The organism is Agrococcus sp. ProA11, from assembly GCF_039880525.1.
Taxonomy (GTDB): Bacteria; Actinomycetota; Actinomycetes; order Actinomycetales; family Microbacteriaceae; genus Agrococcus; species Agrococcus chionoecetis.
Map to the genome: position 1 here is coordinate 1,199,923 of NZ_CP156989.1, position 21,673 is coordinate 1,221,595.

Genomic DNA, 21,673 nt, shown 5'->3' on the forward strand with positions numbered 1-21,673 from the left:
CTCCTGTGGCGTTGGTCAGATGGCGTGCAGCGGCGTGCCGGCGAGCTTCAGCATCGTCTCGCCGAGCGCCTCGTGCTGGGTCGGGTGCGCGTGGATCAGCTGCGAGACGTCCTCCGGGTAGGCCTCCCAGTTGACGATCAGCTGTGCTTCGCCGACGAGCTCGCTCACGCGGCGGCCGATCATGTGCACACCGACCACGGGGCCGTCCTTGACGCGCACGGCCTTGACCGAGCCGGTCGTGCCGACGATCTCGCTCTTCGCATTGCCGCCGAGCGAGTACTCGTAGGTCTCGATCTTGTCCTCGCCGAACTGCTCCTTGGCCTTCGCCTCGGAGTACCCGACCGAGGCGACCTCGGGGTCGGAGTAGGTGACCTTGGGGATGTTGAGGTCCTCGACCTTGCGGGGGCTGAGGCCGCCGATCTCCTCGGCGACGAAGATGCCCTGCTGGTAGCCGCGATGCGCGAGCTGCAGGCCGGGAACGATGTCGCCGACGGCGTAGACGCCGGGCACGCTGGTCTCGAGGCGGTCGTTGACGGTCACGAAGCCGCGATCCATCTCGACGCCGACCTCCTCGTAGCCGACGCCCGTGGTGTTCGGTCCGCGGCCGACCGCGACGAGCAGCAGGTCTGCGTCGATCGTCTCGCCGGTCTCGAGCGAGACGTGCACGCCGGAGTCGTCCTGCGTGACGCCCGAGAAGCGCGCACCCAGCTTGAACTGGATGCCGCGCTTCTTGTAGGCGCGCTCGAACTGCTTCGAGACCGACTCCTCCTCGTTCGCGACCAGGTGGGGCAGGCCCTCGATGATCGTGACCTCGGCGCCGAAGGCGCGCCAGACGCTCGCGAACTCGACGCCGATGACCCCGCCGCCGAGCACGGCGACGCGCTTCGGGATCCAGTCGAGCTGCAGTGCCTGCTCGCTCGTGATGACGTTGCCGGTGATCTCGAGGCCGGGCAGCGTGCGCGCGTAGGAGCCGGTCGCCAGCACGATGTTCTTGCCCGTGAGCGTCTGCTCGCCGACCTGCACGGTGGTGGCCGACGTCAGCTTGCCCTCGCCGGCGATGACTTCGATGTTCTTCGCCTTGAGGAGCCCCTGCAGGCCCTTGAACTTCTTCGAGACGATGCCGTCGCGGAAGGCGCTCACGCGCTCGATGTCGATGCCCTTGAGCTCGGCGTCGACGCCGACGTGGCCGGAGTCGCGCACCTCGTCGGCGACCTCTGCGGAGTGGAGCATCGCCTTCGTCGGGACGCAGCCTCGGTGCAGACAGGTGCCACCGAGCTTGTCCTTCTCGACGATCGCGACGGTCTTGCCGAGCTGCACGGCGCGCAGCGCCACGGCGTAACCCGCGCTGCCTCCACCCAGGACGACGATGTCAAAGCTCTGATCGGACACGCACTTGCTCCTTATGAGTCTTCGTTTGCCGCGCCGGTGGGCGCAGCGGTGCACGGCAGTTCCTGCCCGCACCAGCCTAGTCGGGCACTGCTGACAATTGGCTTCACTCTGCCGATCGCGACATCTTCGACAGGGTGCGCAGCAGACCGCGCACCGCAACACCGGTCGAGCCGACGGGCGTGAAGCCGAACGGCGAGCCGTTGTTCGTCGACGGGCCGGCGATGTCGATGTGCGCCCAGGGGATCGGAGCACCGTCGCGCTCTCCGATGAACTCGTTCAGGAAGGCGGCGGCGAGGAGCATCCCACCAGCTCGATTGCCGACCTTGGCGTTCATGAGGTCGGCGACGTTGGAGTCGAGCATCCCGATCATCTCCTCCGGGATCGGCATGGGCCAGAGCTGCTCGCCGACCTCGCGCGATGCGCGGATGACCGCGTCGACGAAGGCGTCGTCGTTGCCCATGACCCCGCTCACGCGGTCGCCGAGCGCGATCTGCTGCGCGCCGGTGAGCGTTGCGACGTCGATGATCGCGTCGGGCTGCGCCTCGCTCGCGAGCACCAAGCCGTCGGCCATGACGAGGCGGCCCTCCGCGTCGGTGTTCGTGACCTCGACGGTCTTGCCGCCGCGCATCGTGAGCACGTCGTCCGGGCGTGTCGCGGTCGACGAGACCAGGTTCTCGGCCAGGCACAGGTGCGCGGTGATGCGGATCGGCAGCTGCAGCTCGGCCGCCGCGACCGTGACGGCATAGACGGTGGCGGCGCCGGTCATGTCGTACTTCATGTGCTGCATCGAGGCGGCGGGCTTCAGCGAGAGACCGCCGGAGTCGAAGGTGATGCCCTTGCCGACCAGCACGACGTGACGGCTCGCGTTCTCGGGCGCGTGCTCGACGGTGACCAGGCGCGGGGGGCGGCTGGAGCCCTGACCGACGCCCACGATGCCGCCGAAGCCCTCCCGGCGCAGGCGCTCCTCGTCGCGCACCACGACGCTCAGGCCGTTGGACGCGGCCTCCGCGACGACGCGATCGGCGAAGTCGACGGGGCTCAGCAGGTTCGGGGGAGTGTTGGAGAGGTCGCGCGTGGTCCACACGGCCTGCGCGGCGACACCGGCGCTCTGCACGGAGTAGGCGGAGCACTCGGCCTCGCCCGCGACGACCGAGATCTCGACGACGACCGACTCCGACTCGTCGACGGCGCGGTGCTCGTAGCGGTAGGCGCCGAGCGCGGCGCCCTCGAGCACGGCCTGGACGTCGTCGCCGGTCGTGACCGGCAGTGCGAGCGCGAGCGACGGCACAGTGCGCAATGCGCGCACCGCGGCGCCCGCGGCCTCGCGCAAGCGGGCCGAGGTGACGGTGTCGCCGAGACCGACGAAGGCGATCTTGCGGCCGTCGACCACAGCACGCGTGACCTGCTCGCGCTTGCCGGTGACACCGAGCGCGTCGAGCAGGTCGCTGTCGAATCCGGCGGCGCTGGGGGTGTCGCCGGCGAGCACGCCGTGGACGATCAGCTCGGCGGTCGCGTCTTCTCGGCGGGCGATGATGGAGAGCACAGGGAAGGGCATGGGTCACGAGGATAGCGGCGTCCGGAGGCTCACTAGGCTGGGAGGGTGTTCGAACCCCGCGAGCTGATGCTGCCCCTCGAGGATCTCGAGACGGTGCCGCACGGCCTCGACCTGGTGATCGCCATCCACGGCTTCGTCGACGCCGGATCGGCGGCCGAGTCGGCCGCTGCCGCGATCCTCGACACGCTGCCGTACCGGCCGATCGTCGAGTTCGACACCGACCTGCTCATCGATCACCGCTCGCGCCGACCGCGCATCCTCTTCAACGAGGACCGCATCGACGAGTATCTGCCGCACTCGCTGACGCTGCTGCAGGTGGAGGACGACGCGGGTGCGCCGTTCCTGCTGCTGACGGGACCGGAGCCCGACTGGATGTGGGAGCGGTTCACGGATGCGCTGCTCGAGCTGCACGAGGAACTCGAGATCGAGACGACCACGATCATGACGTCGATCGGCATGCCCGTGCCGCACACGCGTCCGCTCGTCTCCACCGTGTCGGGCAACCGCGCCGAGCTGATCGAGCAGTACTCGGCATGGCGGCCCGTCTCGTCGGTGCCCGCCTCCGTGATCCATCGCATCGAGCACCGGCTGCAGGAGGCCGCGCCGGTGACGACGTTCACGGTGCTCGTGCCGCACTACGTCGGCGAGTCGGGCTCGGCGGGGCCGGCGCTGGCCGCGCTCGAGGGCGTCACGAGCGCGACATCGCTCGCGTTCCGCACCGAGGAACTGCGACAGGCCGACCGGGAGTTCCAGCAGCTCGTCGCTCAGCAGATGGAGACGAACGAAGAGCTCCAGCGCATCGTGCACACGCTCGAGGCTCGCTACGACGCCTACATGGCGCAGTCGCCCGTGCGCTCGCCGCTCACGGATGAGGATGGCACGCTGCCGAGCGCCGACGAGATCGCTGAGGAGCTGGAGCGCTACCTGAAGCAGCGGGGTCGGCCGGGCGCGGACCCGCTCGGATGAACAGCGCGCGGTCATGGCTCGTCTGGGGTGTTGCCGCGCTGGCCTACATCGTCGCGGTCCTGCACCGCTCGTCACTCGGCGTCGCCGGGCCTGATGCGGCCGAGCGCTTCGAGGTGCAGGCCACGCTGCTCTCGACGCTCGGTGCGGTGCAGATCGGCGTGTACGCGGCGATGCAGATCCCGGTCGGCGTGCTGCTCGACAAGTACGGCCCGCGCATCCTCATCGCCTCCGGTGCCGCGATCATGGTCGTGGGCCAGGCGGTGGTCGCGATCGCCGAGGATCTGCCGGTCGCGGTCGTCGGGCGCCTGCTGCTCGGCATCGGCGACGCCGCCACTTTCATCTCGGTGATCCGGCTGCAGGCCGGATGGTTCTCCGGCCCGATCCTGGCCCAGATGTCGCAGTGGACGGCGGTCTCGGGGCAGTTCGGGCAGCTCCTGTCGACCGTGCCGTTCGTGTGGCTGCTGGGGCAGCTCGGGTGGACGCTCTCGTTCGGCTCGCTCGCGGCCCTGGGTGTCGTCGCGCTGGTGGTCGTGCTGCTCGTGGTGTACGACGCCCCGCCGGGCGGCACGCCGCCGACCGGGTCGATCGACGTGCCGGAGGGATGGTGGCCGCGCCTGCAGACCGCGTTCCGGCAGCCGGGCACCCGGCTGGGCTTCTGGACGCACTTCTCGCTGCTGTCGACCACGAACGTGTTCCTGCTCATGTGGGGCTTCCCGATGCTGGTCGACGGGCTCGGGTACGCCCCCGGAGCGGCCGCCGGCTTCATGTCGATCGTCGTGTTCACCGGCATGATCGTCGGACCGATCCTCGGCATCACCACCGCGCGCTTCCCACTGCGCCGCTCCACCCTCGTGCTGTTCCTGGTCGCCATGCTCGCCGCGACCTGGGCGACCGTGCTGCTGTGGCCCGGCCAGCCGCCCACCTGGCTGGTCGTCGCGCTCGTGGTGGTGCTCGGCATCGCCGGGCCCGGCTCCACCGTGGGGTTCGACTTCGCGCGCACCTTCAACCCGCTGCGTCTGCTCGGCTCGGCCAACGGCATCGTGAACATCGGCGGCTTCATCGCCGGCTTCGTGATCATGCCGGTGGTCGGCCTCGTGCTCGACCTGGTGCACACGCTGCGCACGCAGGCGGGCGCGTCCGTCGACCTCTACGACTGGGAGGGCTTCCGGATCGCGTTCGCCTTCCAGCTGCTCGTGCTCCTGCTCGGCTTCCTGATGGTCGTGCGGATGCGCCGCATCACCCGATCGAGGCTCCGTGAGGAGGGCATCGAGGTCGGTCCGCTCTGGCAGGCGGTGGCGAACCGGATGCGCCGCCGCAGGGGCTGAAGGAGCGACTCTGCGCGCCTGGGAATGCCTATGCCACATCCGGCGCTATACTGTCAAGACCGACCCAGTCGAGACCGGCGCCAGACGCAGGACTTGACTTGGGTCCTTCGACTGCCCTCAGTCCGATTGCACTGGGTCTGGGCGCCCGAGACAGACCGGAGGCCGCATGCCAGCCAAGGACACGACCACGACCTCAAGCCGCAGCGCTGCCAAGGCTGCGAACGACACCGAGCAGGCCGCCGCCAAGGCTCCTGCGAAGCAGGCGGCTGCCGCGAAGTCGCCCGCTAAGGCCGCGACCACGAAGGCCGCGCCTGCGAAGGCCGACGCCAAGGCGCCCGCCAAGAAGGCGGCCGCGTCGAAGGCCGCACCCGCCAAGACGGCCGCTGCGAAGACCCCCGCTGCGAAGACCACGGCAGCGAAGACCCCCGCCGCCAAGACCACGGCAGCGAAGACCACCGCGGCCAAGACGAAGGCGGCAGCCGCGAAGGCAGCCGCCGGCGAGTCGGCCGAGGCTCCCGCCGCCAAGAAGGCGCCCGCGAAGCGCACCACGACGCGCAAGAAGGCTGCGGATCCCGTGGAGGAGGCGCTCGCCGAGGCGCCCGAGGAGGCGGAGACCGAGGAGGACGAGGAGAAGGTCCACGTCGAGAAGCTGCCCACCGGCGCGCTGCGCCTCTCGGGTGACGATGACGAGCCCGCGCCCACCCAGATCACCGGTGCGACCGCCGACCCGGTCAAGGACTACCTGAAGCAGATCGGCAAGGTCGCGCTCCTCAACGCCGAGCAGGAGGTCGACCTCGCCATGCGCATCGAGGCCGGTCTGTTCGCCGAGGAGAAGCTCTCGCTCGAGGGCGACGGCATGGAGTGGCAGCTCAAGCGCGATCTGACGCGCATCGCCCGCGATGGCCAGCGCGCCAAGAGCCACCTGCTGGGCGCCAACCTGCGCCTCGTCGTCTCGCTCGCCAAGCGCTACACCGGCCGCGGCATGCAGTTCCTCGACCTCATCCAGGAGGGCAACCTGGGCCTCATCCGTGCCGTCGAGAAGTTCGACTACACGAAGGGCTTCAAGTTCTCGACCTACGCGACGTGGTGGATCCGCCAGGCGATCACCCGCGCGATGGCCGACCAGGCCCGCACCATCCGCATCCCGGTGCACATGGTCGAGGTCATCAACAAGCTCGCCCGCGTCCAGCGCCAGATGCTGCAGGACCTCGGCCGCGAGCCGAGCCCCGAGGAGCTCGCGCGCGAGCTCGACATGACCCCCGAGAAGGTCATCGAGGTGCAGAAGTACGGCCGCGAGCCCATCTCGCTGCACACGCCCCTCGGCGAGGACGGCGACAGCGAGTTCGGCGACCTGATCGAGGACACCGAGGCCGTGGTGCCCGCGGATGCGGTCGGCTTCACGATGCTGCAGCGGCAGCTCGAGTCGCTGCTGGACTCGCTCTCGGAGCGCGAGGCCGGTGTCATCCGGATGCGCTTCGGCCTGGGCGACGGCATGCCGAAGACGCTGGATCAGATCGGCGACACGTTCGGCGTCACGCGCGAGCGCATCCGTCAGATCGAGTCGAAGACGATGGCGAAGCTGCGCCACCCGTCGCGGTCGCAGCAGCTGCGCGACTACCTGGAGTGATCCGCATCGCGTGAGCGCTGCACAGAGCCACGAGGCCGTCCCGGAATACTGGGGCGGCCTCGCGTCGTTCTAAGATGGCGTACTACCCCCGAAAAGGAGAACGCATGCCTCACGCCCGCAGCACCACCCGTCTCGCCCTCCTGGCGGGCATCGCCGCCAGCGCCCTCGCGCTCGTCGGCTGCTCGTCCGCCGACACCCCGGGCGCCGGCGATGCCGAGGCGAACGGCGTCACCCTGGAGCAGGTGCAGGAGCGCGGCACGCTCGTGGTGGGGACCGAGGGCACCTACGCGCCCTTCAGCTTCCACGAGGGGGGAGCAGGCGACTTGACGGGCTACGACGTCGACGTGATCACGGCCGTCGCGGAGCGCCTCGGGGTGGAGGCGGAGTTCCAGGAGACGCAGTGGGACGGCATCTTCGCCGGGCTCGATGCGGGCCGCTTCGATGTCATCGCCAACCAGGTCACCGTCACGCCGGATCGCCTCGAGCGCTATGCCTTCTCGACCCCCTACACGTACTCGCCGGGTGTGCTGATCGTCGCCGAGGACAGCGAGATCACCGGCTTCGACGCGCTCGAGGGGCGGTCGAGCGCGCAGTCGCTCACGAGCAACTGGGCCGACGTGGCCCGCGAGTCGGGCGCCGAGGTCATCGAGGTCGAGGGGTTCGCGCAGGCCGCCGAGCTGCTGCGGCAGGCGCGGGTGGATGCCACGATCAACGACCGACTGACGTTCCTCGACTACGAGCAGGCGCAGGGCGGTGAGACCGGGCTGCGGATCGTCGCCGACACCGAGGAGGTCGCCGAGACGGCGGTCGCCTTCCGCGCTGGCAGCGACTCGCTCGTCGCCGCCGTCGACGAGGCGCTCGCGTCGCTCGCGGAGGACGGCACGCTCGCCGAGATCTCCAACCGGTACTTCGGCGAGGACGTGTCGCGCCCGTGAGGCGGCGCCGCGCTGCGCCGCGCTGCCCGCTCCGGACTGACCGGATCGGGCTCGCGCCGTGAACTGGCAGCTGGTGCTGGACTCGCTCGGTCCGATCGCGCTCGGCGGGCTGCTGGGGACGATCCCGCTCACCCTGGCGTCGTTCTCGGCGGGTCTGCTGATCGCAATCGGTGTCGCGATGATGCGGATCTCGGGCAACCGGCTGCTGGCGGGCATCGCCCGCGTCTACGTCTCGATCATCCGCGGCACGCCGATGCTCGTGCAGCTGTTCGTGATCTTCTACGGCATGCCGCAGATCGGGATCACCCTCGATCCCTGGCCGAGCGCGATCATCGCGCTCTCGCTCAACGTGGGCGGCTACGCGGCCGAGATCATCCGGGCGGCGATCCTGTCGATCCCGAAGGGCCAGTGGGAGGCGGGCGCGATGATCGGCATGTCGCGCGGCCAGACGCTGCTGCGCATCGTGCTGCCGCAGGCGGCTCGCGTCTCGGTGCCGCCGCTGTCGAACACGTTCATCTCGCTCGTCAAGGACACCTCGCTGGCGTCGGTGATCCTGGTCACCGAGCTCTTCAAGGTCGCGCAGCGCATCGCGGCCCCGAGCGGCGAGTTCCTCACCATCTACATCGTCGCGGCGGCCGTCTACTGGGTCATCTGCTTCGTGCTGGCGCTCGGCCAGGACGCGCTCGAGAGGAAGCTTGATCGCTATGCCGTCTGAGATCGCTGCACCGCCCGAGCTGGCGGGAGACGGACCGCTGCTCGCCGCGCGGGGGCTGCACAAGCGCTTCGGCGACAACCACGTGCTGCGGGGCATCGACCTCACGGTCGCGCCCGGCACGGTGCACGCGCTGATCGGCCCGTCGGGATCCGGCAAGACCACCGTGCTGCGCTGCCTGAACGGCCTCGAGTCTCCGGATGCGGGCACGCTCCGCATCGGTGACCTGTCGCTCGACTTCGCCGCACCGCTGCAGCGCCGGGAGCGCGCCGCGCTGCACCGAGCATCCGCCATGGTCTTCCAGCAGTACCAGCTCTTCCCGCACCTCACGGTGCTCGGCAACGTCACCATCGGGCCGATCCGGGTGCAGGGCCGGCCGCGCGACGAGGTGACCGAGGAGGCGCTGGCGCTGCTCGACCGCGTGGGCCTCAGGGAGAAGGCGGATGCGTACCCATCGTCGCTCTCGGGCGGTCAGCAGCAGCGGGTGGGGATCGTGCGCGCGCTCGCGCTGGCACCCAGCATGCTGCTGTTCGACGAGCCGACGTCGTCGCTCGACCCCGAGCTCGTCGGCGAGGTGCTCGCGGTCATGATCGAGCTCGCCCGCGAGGGCTGGACGATGGCCGTGGTGACCCACGAGCTCGGCTTCGCGCAGGAGGTGGCCGACGAGGTGTCGTTCTTCGCGGACGGCGCCGTCGTCGAGCACGGGTCGCCGGAGCGCATCTTCGGCGATCCGCAGCACGAGCGCACCAAGCGCTTCCTGCAGCGCATGCGCGGGCCCTTCGGTGCCTGACCCGGCAACGCAATGCGGCGCCCGCAACGCAATGCGGCCCGCCCCTGCATGGGGGCGGGCCGCAGCGGTCGATCGGAGGGTCAGCGCTCGTTGAGCTTCTCGGACTCGTCGTGCCACACGAGCGCGAGCGGCTGCAGCGCCTCGCGGTGCTTGGCTGCGTGGTGCGCGCAGAAGAGCAGCGTGCCGCTCTCCATGGTGGCGCGGATGTATGCCTGCGCGCCGCAGCTGTCGCAGCGGTCGAGGCCGGTCAGCGGCGCGTGCGCCTCGTCCACCTCGAGCGTCGTGGTCTGAATGTCGTTCACGGTGCCCTCCTCACTGCGTAGGTTGCCTCTATCGTCGCACGCCTCGCCGACAGATCACCGTCAATTCGAAGGCGGTTCGCCCGTGGCGCAACCCGGGGACGAGCCGGGCAGCCTGCGTGGGAGCGGCCCGGAGCGGCCATAGGCTGGCGGGCGCGCCCGCACCGGTCGTCGACACGGGTCTCGACGGGAAGGCGCATCGACGCACGAGATGGGGGATCGGTTGGCACGCGCGGCATCCGACTACTCGGCACGGCACCTCACCGTGCTCGAAGGACTCGAGGCGGTGCGCAAGCGCCCCGGCATGTACATCGGCTCGACCGACTCGCGCGGGCTCATGCACTGCCTGTGGGAGATCATCGACAACTCCGTCGACGAGGCGCTCGGCGGCCACGGCGACGAGATCACCGTGGTCCTGCATGACGACGGCTCCGTCGAGGTGCGCGACCGCGCCCGCGGCCTGCCGATCGACGTCGAGCCCCGCACCGGTCTCACGGGCGTCGAGGTGATCTTCACGAAGCTGCACGCCGGCGGCAAGTTCGGCGGCGGCGCCTACCAGTCCTCCGGCGGTCTGCACGGCGTGGGCGCATCCGTGGTCAACGCGCTCTCCGAGCGACTCGACGTCGAGGTCGACCGCGACGGCGCCACCTGGGCCATGTCGTTCCACCGCGGCGAGCCGGGCGACTTCCTCGACGACGGCGAGCCGTCGCCGAGCGCCACGTTCGTGCCCTTCACCGACGCGTCCAAGCTGCGCAAGGTCGGCAAGGTCGCCAAGGGGCTCACCGGCACCCGGGTGCGCTACTGGGCGGACCCGCAGGTCTTCACGAAGGGTGCGGAGTTCCTCGCGGATGAGCTCGCCCGGCGCGCTCGGCAGACGGCGTTCCTCGTGCCCGGCCTCGGCATCCAGATCATCGACGAGCGCGGTGATGAGCCGGTCGTGCACGACTTCCGCTACGACGGCGGCATCAGCGAGTTCGTCGAATACCTCGCGCCCGACCCCGCGCTCACCGCCACCTGGAGGCTCACCGGCGCCGGCGACTTCAAGGAGACCATCCCGGTGCTCGACGAGACCACCGGGCACATGGTCACCCGCGAGGTCGACCGCACCTGCGAGGTCGACATCGCGCTGCGGTGGGGTACCGGCTACGACACCGTCGTGCAGACCTTCGTCAACATCATCGCGACGCCCAAGGGCGGTTCACACCTGGCGGGCTTCGAGCAGTCGCTGCTGAAGCTCATCCGCGATCAGGTGGCGGCGAACGCGCGCAAGCTGAAGGCTGGCAACGACAAGATCGAGAAGGACGACGCGCTCGCGGGCCTGTCGGCGGTCGTGACGGTGCGCCTGCCGGAGCCGCAGTTCGAGGGTCAGACCAAGGAGGTGCTCGGCACGCCCGCCGTGCGCCAGATCGTCGCGCAGGTCGTGCAGCGCGAGCTCAGCGCCATCCTCACGTCGAACAAGCGGGATGAGAAGGCGCAGGCGGCGCAGCTGCTCGAGAAGGTCGTGAGCGAGATGAAGTCGCGCATCTCGGCGCGCTCGCTCAAGGAGACCGCGCGCCGCAAGAGCGCGCTGGAATCGTCCTCCCTGCCGGTGAAGCTCGTCGACTGCCGCTCGAACGACGTGGAGCAGACCGAGCTCTTCATCGTCGAGGGCGACAGCGCGCTCGGCACCGCGAAGCCCGCGCGCAACAGCGAGTTCCAGGCCATCCTGCCGATCCGCGGCAAGATCCTGAACGTGCAGAAGGCGTCGGTGGGCGACATGCTCGGCAACGCCGAGTGCGCGGCGATCATCCAGTCGATCGGCGCGGGCTCGGGCCGCTCGTTCGATCTGAGCCAGGCGCGCTACGGCAAGATCATCATGCTCTCGGACGCCGATGTCGACGGCGCGCACATCCGCACGCTGCTGCTCACCCTCATCCACCGCTACATGCGCCCGCTCATCGAGGACGGGCGCGTCTACGCGGCCGTGCCGCCGCTGCACCGGGTGCTCGTGAAGCACCGCGGCAAGCCCGACGAGGCGATCTACACCTACTCCGACGCCGAGCTGCACCGCACGCTCACGCGGCTGAAGAAGGCTGGCAAGTCCTGGCACGAGCCGCCGCAGCGCTACAAGGGTCTGGGCGAGATGGATGCGGATCAGCTGGCCGAGACCACCATGGATCGCTCCCGCCGCACGCTGCGCCGCGTGCAGATCAGCGACGCGGAGCGCGCGAGCGAGATCTTCGAGCTGCTGATGGGCAACGAGGTCGCGCCCCGCCGCGAGCTCATCGTGACGAGCCAGGTGGACCGCGACCGCATCGACGCCTGAGCCGGCGCCGAACGGTGCGTTTGCGCCCCACTGGGGCCGGCGCGCCAGCACCGCTCGGGCGCAAGCGCACCACTCGCCAGCGCGAGCAGCCGCCCGGCGTGCGTGCGGCGGGCAGGCGTGCGGTGCGGCGCCCGCCTAGCTGCCGAGTCGCGCGCCGATCGCGCCGATCGTGCCGTCGATGGCGACGCCGGAGCCGGCGCGAGCCGCGCCACCCGGCGGCAGCGTGCGCTGCGAGCCGTCGCTGCCGACCGCGAGCGGGGAGCTCCCGACCCACGCGAGCGAGAGCCCGACCTCGCCCTTCAGCAGCCGGTGCGCCTGCACGCCGCCGGTGCCGCGCCCCTTCGGCGGGAACTCCGCGATCGCAGACACCTTCACGCGCGGCTCGTCGAGCCCCGCGAGCGTCTCCGCAGCCTCGGTGACGGTGACGACCTCTGCGCTCTCGTCGACGGCGCCGGCGAACCGCACCGTCGCATCCGCCTTCAGGCCGATGCCCTTCATGCCCGCGGCACCGGGCCCCTGCGGGTTGACCTGCTCGGCGGGGAAGCGCAGCAGCTGCGCGTCGCTCGTGACCAGCACGATCCAGGCATCGTCGGGCGCGGGGGCGATGCCGACGACGTGATCGCCGGGCTTCAGCGAGATCACCGCCTCGCGGTCGCGGTCGCGCAGCTCGCTCGGTGTGACGCGCTTGACCGTGCCGCGGGCGGTGGCGATGAGCCACGGCGCGTCGCTCGCGAGGTCGATGAAGCCGACCGGCTCCTCGCCGCGCTCGAAGACGCCGAGCTCCTTCACCTTGATGCCCGCGGTCAGCCCGATCGAAGCGGGAGGCACCGACGGCAGGTCGACGGGCGTGAGCCGCAGCACGACCCCTGCTGAGGTCACGAGGCCGAAGGTGCCGCGCGTCGTGGTCTCGATCGTCGACCGGATGGCGTCGTGACGGTTGCGCCGCGCCGGCGGCGTGATCGGCTCGTCGCCGTCGACCCGCACGACCCGGCCGGTGGCGGAGAGGAGCACGCGGGTGGGTGCGTCGACGATCTCGAGGTTGGCGGCAGCCTTGGCGGCGGAGGCCCTCCCGGTCGTGGCCTGCCCGTTGCCTTCGGTCAGCAGCGTGCGCCGCGGCGTGCCGAAGCGCTCGGCCACCTCGTCGAGCTCGTCGGTGACGACGGCGTGCAGTGCCGCTTCGCTGCCGAGGATGCGCTCGAGCTCGGCGATCTGCGCCTTGAGCTCGTCGCGCTCGGCCTCGAGCTCGATGCGGCTGAACTTCGTCAGCCGGCGCAGCCGCAGCTCCAGGATGTACTCCGCCTGCGCCTCCGACAGGTCGAAGATGCCCTGCAGTCGGCCGCGAGCCTGCTCGCCGTCGTCGGAGGAGCGGATGACCTGGATGACCTCGTCGATGTCGAGGATCGCGATCAGCAGCCCCTCCACCAGGTGCAGCCGGTCGCGCTTCTTGCCGAGCCTGAACTCGCTGCGGCGGCGCACGACCGAGACCCGGTGGTCGAGGTAGACGCGCAGCAGATCCTTGAGCCCGAGCGTCTGCGGCTTGCCCTCGACGAGGGCGACGTTGTTGATCGAGAACCCGTCCTCGAGCGGCGTGACGCGGTAGAGCTGCTGCAGCACCGCCTCGGGATCGAAGCCGGTCTTGATGCCGATCTCGAGCCGCAGGCCGTGCGTGCGGTCGGTGAGATCCTGCACGTCGGAGAGGCCCTGCAGCTTCTTCGACAGCACGCCGTCCTTGATCTTCTCCATCAGGCGCTCCGGGCCCACCTGGTAGGGCAGCTCGGTGACGATGATCTGGGTCTTCCGCCCGCTGCGCTCGATGGAGGTGCGAGCGCGCGTCTTGAACGAGCCACGGCCGGATTCGTACGCATCCCGGATGCCGTCGAGGCCCACGATCACGCCGCCGCCGGGCAGATCCGGACCCGGCACGTGCCGCATGAGGTCGGCGGTGGATGCGTCGGGGTGCGCGAGCAGGTGCTTGGCCGCCTGCACGACCTCGACGAGGTTGTGCGGTGCCATGTTCGTCGCCATGCCGACGGCGATGCCGCTCGCGCCGTTGACGAGCAGGTTTGGGTAGGAGGCCGGCAGCACGTCGGGCTGCTGGTACGAGTTGTCGTAGTTCGGCACGAAGTCGACGACGTCCTCGTCGAGCCCCTCCGTGAGCGACAGCCCGGCGGCGTCGAGGCGGGCCTCCGTGTAGCGGGCCGCGGCTGGCCCGTCGTCGAGCGAGCCGAAGTTGCCGTGCCCGTCGATGAGCGGCAGCCGCAGGCTGAAGCCCTGGGCGAGGCGCACGAGCGCGTCATAGATGGCGGTGTCGCCGTGCGGATGCAGCTTGCCCATCACGTCGCCGACGACGCGCGCGCTCTTGACGTGGCTCTTCTCGGGCCGCAGCCCCATCTCGGCCATCTGGAACAGGATGCGGCGCTGCACGGGCTTCAGCCCGTCGCGGGCGTCGGGCAGGGCTCGAGCGTAGATCACCGAGTAGGCGTACTCGAGGAACGAGTCCTGCATCTCGGCAGCGACGTCGATGTCGTCGATGCGCTCGGCGGAGTCGGAGGCGGGTGTGGCAGTCATAGGCTGAGGGAATGCTACCGACCAGGGCGCCCGGATCTCGGAGCCTTGCCGACGTTCTGCGCGGCGCTTCGCTCGCGATGCGGGGCGAGCGCAACGAACTCGCCCTGCCGCCGGTGCGCGGGGCCGTGGTGCTGCTCGTCGACGGCCTCGGCGCGGCGCAATTGGGCCAGCGCGCTGGGCACGCGCGCACGCTCGCCAATGCTTCGGGTGGCTCCCTGGACGCGGGGTTCCCCTCGACCACCGCTGCGGCGCTGGCGAGCCTCACCACGGGCGTGCTCGCGGGGGCGCACGGCGTGGTCGGATACGACGCGCTGGTGCCGGGCGTGGGTGTGCGCAACCAGCTGCGCGACTGGGGCGGGGCCATGGACCCGGCCACGTGGCAGCGAGTCCCGACGATCTTCGAGCAGGAGCCCTCGATCGTGATCGGCGAGCCGAAGCACGCGACGAGCGGCTTCACCCAGGCGGTGCTGCGCGGCGCGGAGTTCCGCGGCGGGCGCACGATGGCCGACCGGTTCGCCATCGCCGAGCAGGCAGCGCGCGAGCGCTCACTCGTCTACCTGTACGTGCCGGAGCTCGACCGGCTCGGCCACGACCACGGATGGCAGAGCACCGCTTGGGTGGATGCACTCGAGCAGCTCGACGGCCAGCTCGCGGCGCTGATCGGTGGTCTGCCGCGTGATGTCGGTCTCGTCGCCACCGCCGATCACGGCATGGTCGACGTCGCGGCATCCGGGCACCTGATCGTGCCGCCGGAGCTGCTGGAGCCCGTCGCGCATGTCGCGGGGGAGCCGCGCTGCCTGCAGCTGCACGCGGACGACGGCACCACGGCGGATGCGCTGGCTGCGGCCTGGCGCGCCTGGCTCGGCGACGCCGCGTGGGTCGCCACGCGCCAGGAGGTCATCGCGAGCGGCTGGTTCGGCGACGTGCATCCTGATGTCGCGCCGCGGCTCGGTGACGTGTTCGTCGCCGCTCGCGGACGCCGGGCCATCTACGCGGACGAAGCGGACACCGCGCGCGGCATGATCGGCCAGCACGGCTCGCTCACCCCCGACGAGCTGCGCGTGCCGCTGCGCCGCTTCGGCGCGTTCGCTTCAGCGTGACCTCGGGTTCGACACACGGCCGCACGCACCAGGGGAGGCACCAGCACCGCCGGCGCCGCGCCCTCGCTGCTCCCGGTCGCGGTGCCGCCCGATTGGGGGGCGAGCTGCGACCTGACGCAGGATCTCAGCTCAAGCGCACGACCTGCCGGATCGCCTTGCCGTCGGCGAGCGTGTCGAGCGCCTCGTTGAGCCCCTCGAGCTCGATCTCGCTCGTCACGAGCGCCTCCACCGCGAGCTTCCCCTCGCGCCAGAGCTGCTCGTAGCGAGGGATGTCCCGGGTCGGCACAGCAGAGCCCAGGTACGAGCCGATGACCGTGCGCGCCTCGGCGGTGAAGGTCAGCGGCGACAGGGAGGAGCGAGCGTCCGGATGGGGGAGCCCGACCGTGACGGTCGTGCCGCCGGGCGCCGTGAGCGCGAATGCGGTCTCGAAGGCCTTCGGGTGCCCGGCCGCCTCGATCACCACGGCGGCACGAAGCCCCTGCTCGAGGGCCTCATCGGGCGTGAGCGCGAGGTCCGCGCCCAGCTGCTTCGCGGTCTCGAGCTTCGACGGCACGCCATCCACACCGATCACGCGACCCAGGCCCAGGGATGCGGCGGCGAGCAGCGCCGCCATCCCGACGCCGCCGAGGCCCACGATCACGATGTCGTCGCCCTCGACGGGCTTGCCGGCGTTGATCACGGCGCCCCCGCCCGTGAGCATCGCGCAGCCGAGCACCGCGGCGACCTGCGGCGGGACGTCGTCACCGACCGGCACGACGGAGCGGCGGTCGACCACGGCGTGCGTCGCGAAGGCGGATACGCCCAGGTGGTGGTGCACCTCGGTATCGCCCTCGTGCAGCCGTCGGCCGCCGCCGAGCAGCTCGCCGGCCGCGTTCGAGGCGGAGCCGCGCTCGCACGGGAGTCTGCCGTCGGTGGCGCACGCGGCGCACTCGCCGCAGCGCGGCAGGAACGTCGTCACGATGCGGGTGCCGACGGCGATATCGTCGACGCCCTCGCCGATCGCCTCCACGATGCCGGCAGCCTCGTGCCCCAGCAGCATCGGCACCGGCCGCGGCCGGGCGCCGTCGACGACCGAGAGGTCGCTGTGACACAGGCCCGCGGCCTCGATGCGCACGAGCAGCTCGCCGGGGCCGGGCTGATCGAGCTCGAGCTCGACGAGCTCGAGCGGCTGCGACTGGGAGAAGGGGCGCTCGGCGCCGATCGCCCGCAGCACCGCACCGCGGATGCGCATCAGCGCCCGTCCCAGCCGGCGACCGAACCGTCGGGGCTCGTCTCGCGGATCACGAGCGTGCAGTCCTTGCCGCCGAAGCCGTCGTCGAGCAGCCGCTGCAGCTGATCGCGGATGAGCGTCGCGGCCGGCACGTGCACGCCCGCTGCCTCGGCGCCGTCGACGGCCAGCGTGACGTCCTTGTGGCAGAGCATCGCCGAGAAGGACGCGTCGAAGTTGTGGTTCGCGGCCGCACCGGGCACGACGCCCGGCACCGGGTACCAGGTGCGCACCGCCCAGGAGTCACCGGAGGAGACGCGCGCCACCTCGAAGAAGGACTGCGCGTCGAGGCCGAGCTCCTTCGCCAGTTGCGCGCCCTCCGACATCCCCAGGATCGAGACGCCGAGCATCATGTTGTTGACGAGCTTCGCGGCGATGCCGTGCGTCGCCTCGCCGACCGCCAGCACGTTGCCTGCCATCGGCGCGACGATCTCCTTCGCCGCGGCGACATCCTCGTCGCTGCCTCCGAGCATGAACGCCAGGCTCCCGGCCTCCGCGCCCTGGATGCCGCCGGAGACGGGGGAGTCGACGAAGCGGAATCCGCGCGCGGTCGCTTCGCTGTGGCACCAGGCCGACGTCTCGAGGTCCACGGTCGAGGTGTCGAGGATGAGCGTGCCAGGGGCCGCGTGCGCGAAGACGCCGTCATCGCCGGCCAGCACCGAGCGCACGTGCTCGCCCTTGGGGAGGCTGAGGATCACCACGGCAGCGCCATCCACCGCTTCGCCGACCGACCCGACTGGCGTGATGCCGCGCGCCGCAGCACCCTCGAGGAGCGCGTCGACGACGTCGTAGCCCTGCACGTCGTGCCCAGCAGAGACGAGGTGCGCGGACATCCGGCTGCCCATGTTGCCGAGGCCGATCCAGGCGATTGACGTCATCGTCGATTCCTTCCGAGGTTGTGCGATCCACGATATCTGCGAACGAGGCAGCGGGCGGCGAGGAACACCCTCGCCGCCCGCCGTCAGCAGTGCCGGTCAGTCGATCAGACCGTGCCCTGCTCCTCGCGCAGCCGGCGACGATCCTCGTCGTCGACGTCGTGCAGCGAGATGCCCTTCGTCTCCTTGAGCGCGAGCACCGCGATGAGCGTGATGCCGCAGGCGACGACCAGGTAGATCGCGACCGGGATGTGGCTGCCGAACTGGCCGAGCAGCGCCGTGGCGATGATCGGCGCGAGCGAGCCCGCCACGATCGAGGTCACCTGGTAGCCGAGCGAGACACCCGAGTAGCGCATGCGCGTCGGGAAGATCTCGGCCATGATCGCCGGCTGCCCGGCGTACATGAGCGCGTGGAAGAGCAGACCCAGGATGATGCCGCCCAGGATCACGACGTCCACACCGGTGTCGAACATCGGGAAGGCGATGAAGCCCCACGAAGCGCCCAGGATGGTGCCGATCATGTACATGGGCCGACGGCCCACGGTGTCGACGAAGCGGCCCACGATCGGCACGAAGATGAAGTGCGCGACGTGCGCGATCGCCATCAGACCCAGGATTCGCGAGACGTCGTACTCGAGGTAGGTGCGCAGGTAGACGATCGAGAACGTCACCACCAGGTAGTACAGGATGTTCTCCGCGAAGCGCAGGCCCATGGCCGTCAGCACACCCTTCGGGTAGCGCTTGATGACTTCCATCACGCCGTAGCCCTGGGCGTTCGACTCCGCGACCTCCTCCTTGACCTGCTGGAAGATGGGTGCATCCTCGATGCGGGTGCGGATGTAGTAGCCGACGGCGACGATCACGACCGACAGCCAGAAGGCCACGCGCCAGCCCCAGCTGAGGAAAGCCTCATCCGAGAGGGTCCACTGCAGCACGAGCAGCACGACCGTGGCAATGAGGTTGCCGGCCGGCACCGCCGCCTGCGGGAACGAGGACCAGAAGCCGCGCTCCTTGTTCGGAGCGTGCTCCGCGACGAGCAGCACGCCGCCGCCCCACTCGCCGCCGACGGCGAAGCCCTGCGCGAAGCGCAGCAGCACGAGCAGTGCGGGAGCCCAGTAGCCGATCTGGTCGAAGGTCGGCAGGCAGCCCATCAGGAAGGTGGCGACACCGACCAGGATGATGGCGACCTGCAGGAGCTTCTTGCGGCCGTACTTGTCGCCGAAGTGGCCGAAGACGATGCCGCCGAGGGGACGCGCGACGAACCCGACCGCGTAGGTCAGGAAGGCGCTGATGATGGGGAAGTACGGATCATCGCTCTGCGGGAACATGATCAGGTTGAAGACGATGGTCGCTGCAGTGGCGTACAGGAAGAACTCGTACCACTCGACCACCGTCCCAGCCATTGCTGCGGTGACGACCTTGCCGAGACCCTTGCGGTCATTGTCTCTGGACGTGTCGTGGACGGACTGTGTCATGCCTACCTCCTCGTAGGTGCACGGGGCTGTGCCGGGAGAAAGGTATATGACGATCGGTTCAGTTACCGCATCGGAGCGTCACGACACACCGATGCGGGGTGCAGCAGTGCTGTCAGTCGTCAGTGCGTGAGCCGAAGACGATCTCGTCCCAGCTCGGCATCGCGGCCCGAGAGCCGCGCTTGCGATTGCCGACCGGGCCCGTGCCGGTCGCTCGCTGGCTCCGCTGTTCCTGGATCTCGGGCTCCGCGGGCGGTGCCGCGGCTTCGGGCTCGAAGAGGCTCGGTGCAGACTCGGCGGTGCGGAGGGCGGCCTCTCGCTCGCTGCGACGGCGCCGGAGCGCGTCGAGGAGCTCGGCGGTGTGGTTGGGCTGCGACGACGCGGCCGGACGGTTGATCGCGGCGGCCTGCACGTTCTCCGGCTGGCTGCCGACCTCGCCGCCGCGCACGCGCAGCCACGGGTTGTCGGCCTTCGTGGGCTCCTTGGGTCGGGACCCGAGCGGTGAGTCGGCAGCATCGGCGGGCTCGATGGCGTCCTCCAGGCCGACGCCGGGCTCGACCGGAGCGGGCGTGGATCGGGTCACGCCGCGCTGGATGCGGAAGGCGTCGGAGTCGAATCGGCCCGTGTCGCCGCGGCCCGACTCGGTTCGCGCCGCGTCCGGCGTCGCAGCACGCTGCGCGATCGGCGGCGCGCCGCCGTCCTCGACCGGGGCGGGTGCGGGCGTCGGCGCCGTCGCGGCGGCATCCGGGCCTGCGGGACGCTGCTGGCGGTCGATGGCGCGCAGTCGGGGCACGAGCACGCTTGAGGCATCGCCCGTCTGGCTCAGCGAGGTCGCCTCCTTGCCGCGCGGCGTCAGCGTCGCCTTCTTGGGCTCGTAGCCCCACGTGGCCTCGTGCTGGATCGCCTCGGTGGTGAAGCGCAGGCGCACGGTCCAGACGCCGCCCTCGCCGTCCTTCCAGGCGGCCCAGGAACGATCCGAGGCGCGCAGGTCGTCGAGGCGCTCATCGATCGCGGCACCGAAGGTGGTCTCGCCCGCGAGCGGGTCGATGTCGCCGGACGCGACCGGGATCGACAGCGCCGAGTCGAGCACGTGGTTGCGCTCGGCCACGACGGGCCCCTCGAATCGCTCGATGTAGGCGAGCTCCTCGCCGGTCGAGGAGGCGACCTCCTCGGCCGTCATGCCGCCGCGGATGAGCGCCTGGATGTCGCGCGGGCGGGCCTTGCGCTCCCGGTGGGGGATCGCCGCTGCCGGCTTGCGGTGCTCTGGCAGGGCATCGACGGGCACGCGGAAGCGCTCGCCGGAGTCGGACTCGAGGATGAGCACGTCGTCCTCGACGCCGATGACGCTCAGCTGCTGCATGATTCGCCGGTCCTTCCTGGCGGGTGGTTTCGGGCGTCGTCAGCATCGCACGGAGGCGCTGCGCGGGCCGGGAATGGGCCGGGCGCGCCGTGCGTTCCGTACGGAGCACCGATCCCGGTGCGAACGCGGGCGGTGACACCGTGCGTGCACGTGGTTATCTGATTTGCCTCAGATCGGGCTTTCGTGCAGACTGTGCGCCGACGACGCTCAACCCCTCCCAGCAAGGAAGCCCTGATGGCCACCGATTACGACGCACCGCGCAAGACCGACGACGAGAACGAGTCGCTCGATGCGCTGAAGGAGCGCGTGCCGGCGAAGAGCGTCGCGACGGACGACGACGCCGACAACCCCGGCAGCTTCGACCTCTCCGCCGCAGACCTCGCCGACGTCGAGCTCGACGTCGTCGTGCTGCCGCCGCAGGAGCACGAATTCACCTGCGTCAACTGCTTCCTGGTCAAGGACCGGCTGCAGTTCGACCACGAGACCAAGCTCGGCCCGATCTGCCAGGAGTGCGCCTCCTGATCGATCCCTGCCGCTGAGCAGTGCGCAGAGCGCAGTGTGCAGAGTGCAGAGTGCACTGAGCGGCTCCGAACGGGCCCGCGAGTACGCGGGCCCGTTCGCTCGTCACTGGCGTGCCTGCGCCGCCGCGATCGCCGCCGCGAGTGCCTTCGGCCGGCGGCTGCTCACGAGCCACGCGGGGGTGGCATCCGCGGGGTCGGTGACGGGCACGCGCACCAGCGACTTGGTCCACGGCGAGATCACGTGGTGGTCGGCCGGATCCCATGCCGCGCGCATGGCGGCCTGTGCGTCGGCGCCCTCCAGGGCCTCGGCAGTGCCGAGCTCCGACACCGGGATGCGCGCTCGACCGGCGCGCAGGGAGCCGTCTCGCAGCTCGATCGTCGGCGCAGCGAGCCACAGCGCGAGCGCGATCGCGCCATAGAGCACCGCGGCCACGGCGATCCCCATCTCGATGCTCACCGGCAGGAACACCAGCAGGGATGCGGGAACGATGAGCAGCAGGAGCAGCAGCAGCCACCACGGCGGCACGAGTCGCTCGCGGTACGAGGGGGCGAAATCCATGCCTCCATCATCCCGCCTCCGACGATGTCGGTTCGCCGGGCACGGCCC

18 protein-coding genes are annotated in these 21,673 nt (G+C 70.5%); 9 read left to right on the forward strand and 9 right to left on the reverse strand.

Annotated elements, in window-relative coordinates; translation table 11 throughout:
- Positions 1 to 15: 15 nt before the first annotated feature.
- Together lpdA and ABG090_RS05760 are read right to left on the reverse strand one after the other, a co-directional pair.
- The gene (lpdA, locus tag ABG090_RS05755; RefSeq protein WP_347757232.1) at positions 16 to 1,389 is read right to left on the reverse strand and encodes a dihydrolipoyl dehydrogenase; all 1,374 of its coding nucleotides are present in this window, start codon (positions 1,387 to 1,389) and stop codon (positions 16 to 18) included.
- A 103-nt stretch (positions 1,390 to 1,492) separates the two neighbouring features.
- Positions 1,493 to 2,944 carry a leucyl aminopeptidase gene (locus ABG090_RS05760; RefSeq protein ID WP_347757234.1) on the reverse strand — a complete coding sequence of 484 codons (1,452 nt, stop codon included), beginning with the start codon at positions 2,942 to 2,944 and terminating at the stop codon, positions 1,493 to 1,495.
- Between the two features lie 45 nt (positions 2,945 to 2,989).
- Here ABG090_RS05760 and ABG090_RS05765 point away from each other — a divergent pair, with 45 nt between their 5' ends.
- The 6 genes from ABG090_RS05765 to ABG090_RS05790 all read left to right on the forward strand — a co-directional run bounded on the left by ABG090_RS05765 (position 2,990) and on the right by ABG090_RS05790 (position 9,299).
- The gene (locus tag ABG090_RS05765; protein WP_347757236.1) at positions 2,990 to 3,910 is read left to right on the forward strand and encodes a PAC2 family protein; all 921 of its coding nucleotides are present in this window, start codon (positions 2,990 to 2,992) and stop codon (positions 3,908 to 3,910) included.
- Positions 3,907 to 5,235, forward strand: a complete 1,329-nt coding sequence (locus tag ABG090_RS05770; protein WP_347757238.1) for an MFS transporter — start codon at positions 3,907 to 3,909, stop codon at positions 5,233 to 5,235. The genes ABG090_RS05765 and ABG090_RS05770 overlap by 4 nt, the downstream gene beginning before the upstream one ends.
- Before the next feature lie 166 nt (positions 5,236 to 5,401).
- Positions 5,402 to 6,862 carry an RNA polymerase sigma factor gene (locus tag ABG090_RS05775; RefSeq protein WP_347757240.1) on the forward strand — a complete coding sequence of 487 codons (1,461 nt, stop codon included), beginning with the start codon at positions 5,402 to 5,404 and terminating at the stop codon, positions 6,860 to 6,862.
- Positions 6,863 to 6,966: 104 nt separating this feature from the next.
- Positions 6,967 to 7,797 (forward strand): amino acid ABC transporter substrate-binding protein, encoded by an 831-nt coding sequence (locus tag ABG090_RS05780; protein ID WP_347757242.1) that lies wholly within the window; start codon positions 6,967 to 6,969, stop codon positions 7,795 to 7,797.
- A 58-nt stretch (positions 7,798 to 7,855) separates the two neighbouring features.
- Positions 7,856 to 8,512, forward strand: coding sequence for an amino acid ABC transporter permease (locus ABG090_RS05785; protein WP_347757244.1), 657 nt, complete (start codon positions 7,856 to 7,858; stop codon positions 8,510 to 8,512).
- Positions 8,502 to 9,299 carry an amino acid ABC transporter ATP-binding protein gene (locus ABG090_RS05790; protein ID WP_347757246.1) on the forward strand — a complete coding sequence of 266 codons (798 nt, stop codon included), beginning with the start codon at positions 8,502 to 8,504 and terminating at the stop codon, positions 9,297 to 9,299. The genes ABG090_RS05785 and ABG090_RS05790 overlap by 11 nt, the downstream gene beginning before the upstream one ends.
- Before the next feature lie 80 nt (positions 9,300 to 9,379).
- On the opposite strand, the gene ABG090_RS05795 is transcribed toward ABG090_RS05790, so the two are convergent.
- A complete protein-coding gene (locus ABG090_RS05795) occupies positions 9,380 to 9,601 on the reverse strand; it encodes a hypothetical protein (protein WP_347757248.1) in 222 nt (73 codons plus the stop codon).
- A gap of 208 nt (positions 9,602 to 9,809) precedes the next feature.
- On the opposite strand from ABG090_RS05795, the gene ABG090_RS05800 reads away from it, so the two are divergent.
- Positions 9,810 to 11,903, forward strand: coding sequence for a DNA topoisomerase IV subunit B (locus tag ABG090_RS05800; protein ID WP_347757250.1), 2,094 nt, complete (start codon positions 9,810 to 9,812; stop codon positions 11,901 to 11,903).
- A gap of 135 nt (positions 11,904 to 12,038) precedes the next feature.
- On the opposite strand, the gene ABG090_RS05805 is transcribed toward ABG090_RS05800, so the two are convergent.
- On the reverse strand, positions 12,039 to 14,471 hold the full coding sequence (locus ABG090_RS05805) for a DNA topoisomerase IV subunit A (RefSeq protein WP_347757252.1): 2,433 nt from the start codon (positions 14,469 to 14,471) through the stop codon (positions 12,039 to 12,041).
- Between the two features lie 77 nt (positions 14,472 to 14,548).
- Between ABG090_RS05805 and ABG090_RS05810 the strand changes: the two genes are divergently transcribed.
- On the forward strand, positions 14,549 to 15,571 hold the full coding sequence (locus ABG090_RS05810) for an alkaline phosphatase family protein (RefSeq protein WP_347757254.1): 1,023 nt from the start codon (positions 14,549 to 14,551) through the stop codon (positions 15,569 to 15,571).
- A 124-nt stretch (positions 15,572 to 15,695) separates the two neighbouring features.
- Here ABG090_RS05810 and ABG090_RS05815 read toward each other — a convergent pair whose 3' ends face one another.
- From ABG090_RS05815 to sepH, 4 genes are all read right to left on the reverse strand, one after another.
- Complete coding sequence (locus ABG090_RS05815; protein ID WP_347757256.1) at positions 15,696 to 16,802, reverse strand: zinc-binding dehydrogenase; 1,107 nt, start codon at positions 16,800 to 16,802, stop codon at positions 15,696 to 15,698.
- Complete coding sequence (locus ABG090_RS05820; protein ID WP_347757258.1) at positions 16,802 to 17,716, reverse strand: NAD(P)-binding domain-containing protein; 915 nt, start codon at positions 17,714 to 17,716, stop codon at positions 16,802 to 16,804. The genes ABG090_RS05815 and ABG090_RS05820 overlap by 1 nt, the downstream gene beginning before the upstream one ends.
- A gap of 104 nt (positions 17,717 to 17,820) precedes the next feature.
- A complete protein-coding gene (locus ABG090_RS05825; protein ID WP_347757260.1) occupies positions 17,821 to 19,188 on the reverse strand; it encodes an MFS transporter in 1,368 nt (455 codons plus the stop codon).
- A gap of 112 nt (positions 19,189 to 19,300) precedes the next feature.
- Entirely contained in the window at positions 19,301 to 20,545 is a 1,245-nt protein-coding gene (gene sepH / locus ABG090_RS05830; protein WP_347757262.1) for a septation protein SepH, read from the reverse strand.
- Between the two features lie 234 nt (positions 20,546 to 20,779).
- On the opposite strand from sepH, the gene ABG090_RS05835 reads away from it, so the two are divergent.
- Positions 20,780 to 21,067 (forward strand): DUF4193 family protein, encoded by a 288-nt coding sequence (locus tag ABG090_RS05835; RefSeq protein ID WP_347757264.1) that lies wholly within the window; start codon positions 20,780 to 20,782, stop codon positions 21,065 to 21,067.
- 102 nt (positions 21,068 to 21,169) lie between these two features.
- Here the strand turns inward: ABG090_RS05835 and ABG090_RS05840 are convergent, their stop codons facing one another.
- A complete protein-coding gene (locus tag ABG090_RS05840; RefSeq protein WP_347757266.1) occupies positions 21,170 to 21,625 on the reverse strand; it encodes a DUF3093 family protein in 456 nt (151 codons plus the stop codon).
- Between the last annotated feature and the right edge of the window lie 48 nt (positions 21,626 to 21,673).

What these genes read in the sequence shown, in the direction of transcription:
- ABG090_RS05760 (WP_347757234.1), bottom strand. Translation starts at nt 2,944, where the DNA reads ATGCCCTTCCCTGTGCTCTCCATCATCGCCCGCCGAGAAGACGCGACC.
- ABG090_RS05770 (WP_347757238.1), top strand. Translation starts at nt 3,907, where the DNA reads ATGAACAGCGCGCGGTCATGGCTCGTCTGGGGTGTTGCCGCGCTGGCC.
- ABG090_RS05775 (WP_347757240.1), top strand. Translation starts at nt 5,402, where the DNA reads ATGCCAGCCAAGGACACGACCACGACCTCAAGCCGCAGCGCTGCCAAG.
- ABG090_RS05780 (WP_347757242.1), top strand. Translation starts at nt 6,967, where the DNA reads ATGCCTCACGCCCGCAGCACCACCCGTCTCGCCCTCCTGGCGGGCATC.
- ABG090_RS05790 (WP_347757246.1), top strand. Translation starts at nt 8,502, where the DNA reads ATGCCGTCTGAGATCGCTGCACCGCCCGAGCTGGCGGGAGACGGACCG.
- ABG090_RS05800 (WP_347757250.1), top strand. Translation starts at nt 9,810, where the DNA reads ATGGGGGATCGGTTGGCACGCGCGGCATCCGACTACTCGGCACGGCAC.
- ABG090_RS05805 (WP_347757252.1), bottom strand. Translation starts at nt 14,471, where the DNA reads ATGACTGCCACACCCGCCTCCGACTCCGCCGAGCGCATCGACGACATC.
- ABG090_RS05810 (WP_347757254.1), top strand. Translation starts at nt 14,549, where the DNA reads ATGCGGGGCGAGCGCAACGAACTCGCCCTGCCGCCGGTGCGCGGGGCC.
- ABG090_RS05815 (WP_347757256.1), bottom strand. Translation starts at nt 16,802, where the DNA reads ATGCGCATCCGCGGTGCGGTGCTGCGGGCGATCGGCGCCGAGCGCCCC.
- ABG090_RS05820 (WP_347757258.1), bottom strand. Translation starts at nt 17,716, where the DNA reads ATGACGTCAATCGCCTGGATCGGCCTCGGCAACATGGGCAGCCGGATG.
- ABG090_RS05825 (WP_347757260.1), bottom strand. Translation starts at nt 19,188, where the DNA reads ATGACACAGTCCGTCCACGACACGTCCAGAGACAATGACCGCAAGGGT.
- sepH (WP_347757262.1), bottom strand. Translation starts at nt 20,545, where the DNA reads ATGCAGCAGCTGAGCGTCATCGGCGTCGAGGACGACGTGCTCATCCTC.
- ABG090_RS05835 (WP_347757264.1), top strand. Translation starts at nt 20,780, where the DNA reads ATGGCCACCGATTACGACGCACCGCGCAAGACCGACGACGAGAACGAG.
- ABG090_RS05840 (WP_347757266.1), bottom strand. Translation starts at nt 21,625, where the DNA reads ATGGATTTCGCCCCCTCGTACCGCGAGCGACTCGTGCCGCCGTGGTGG.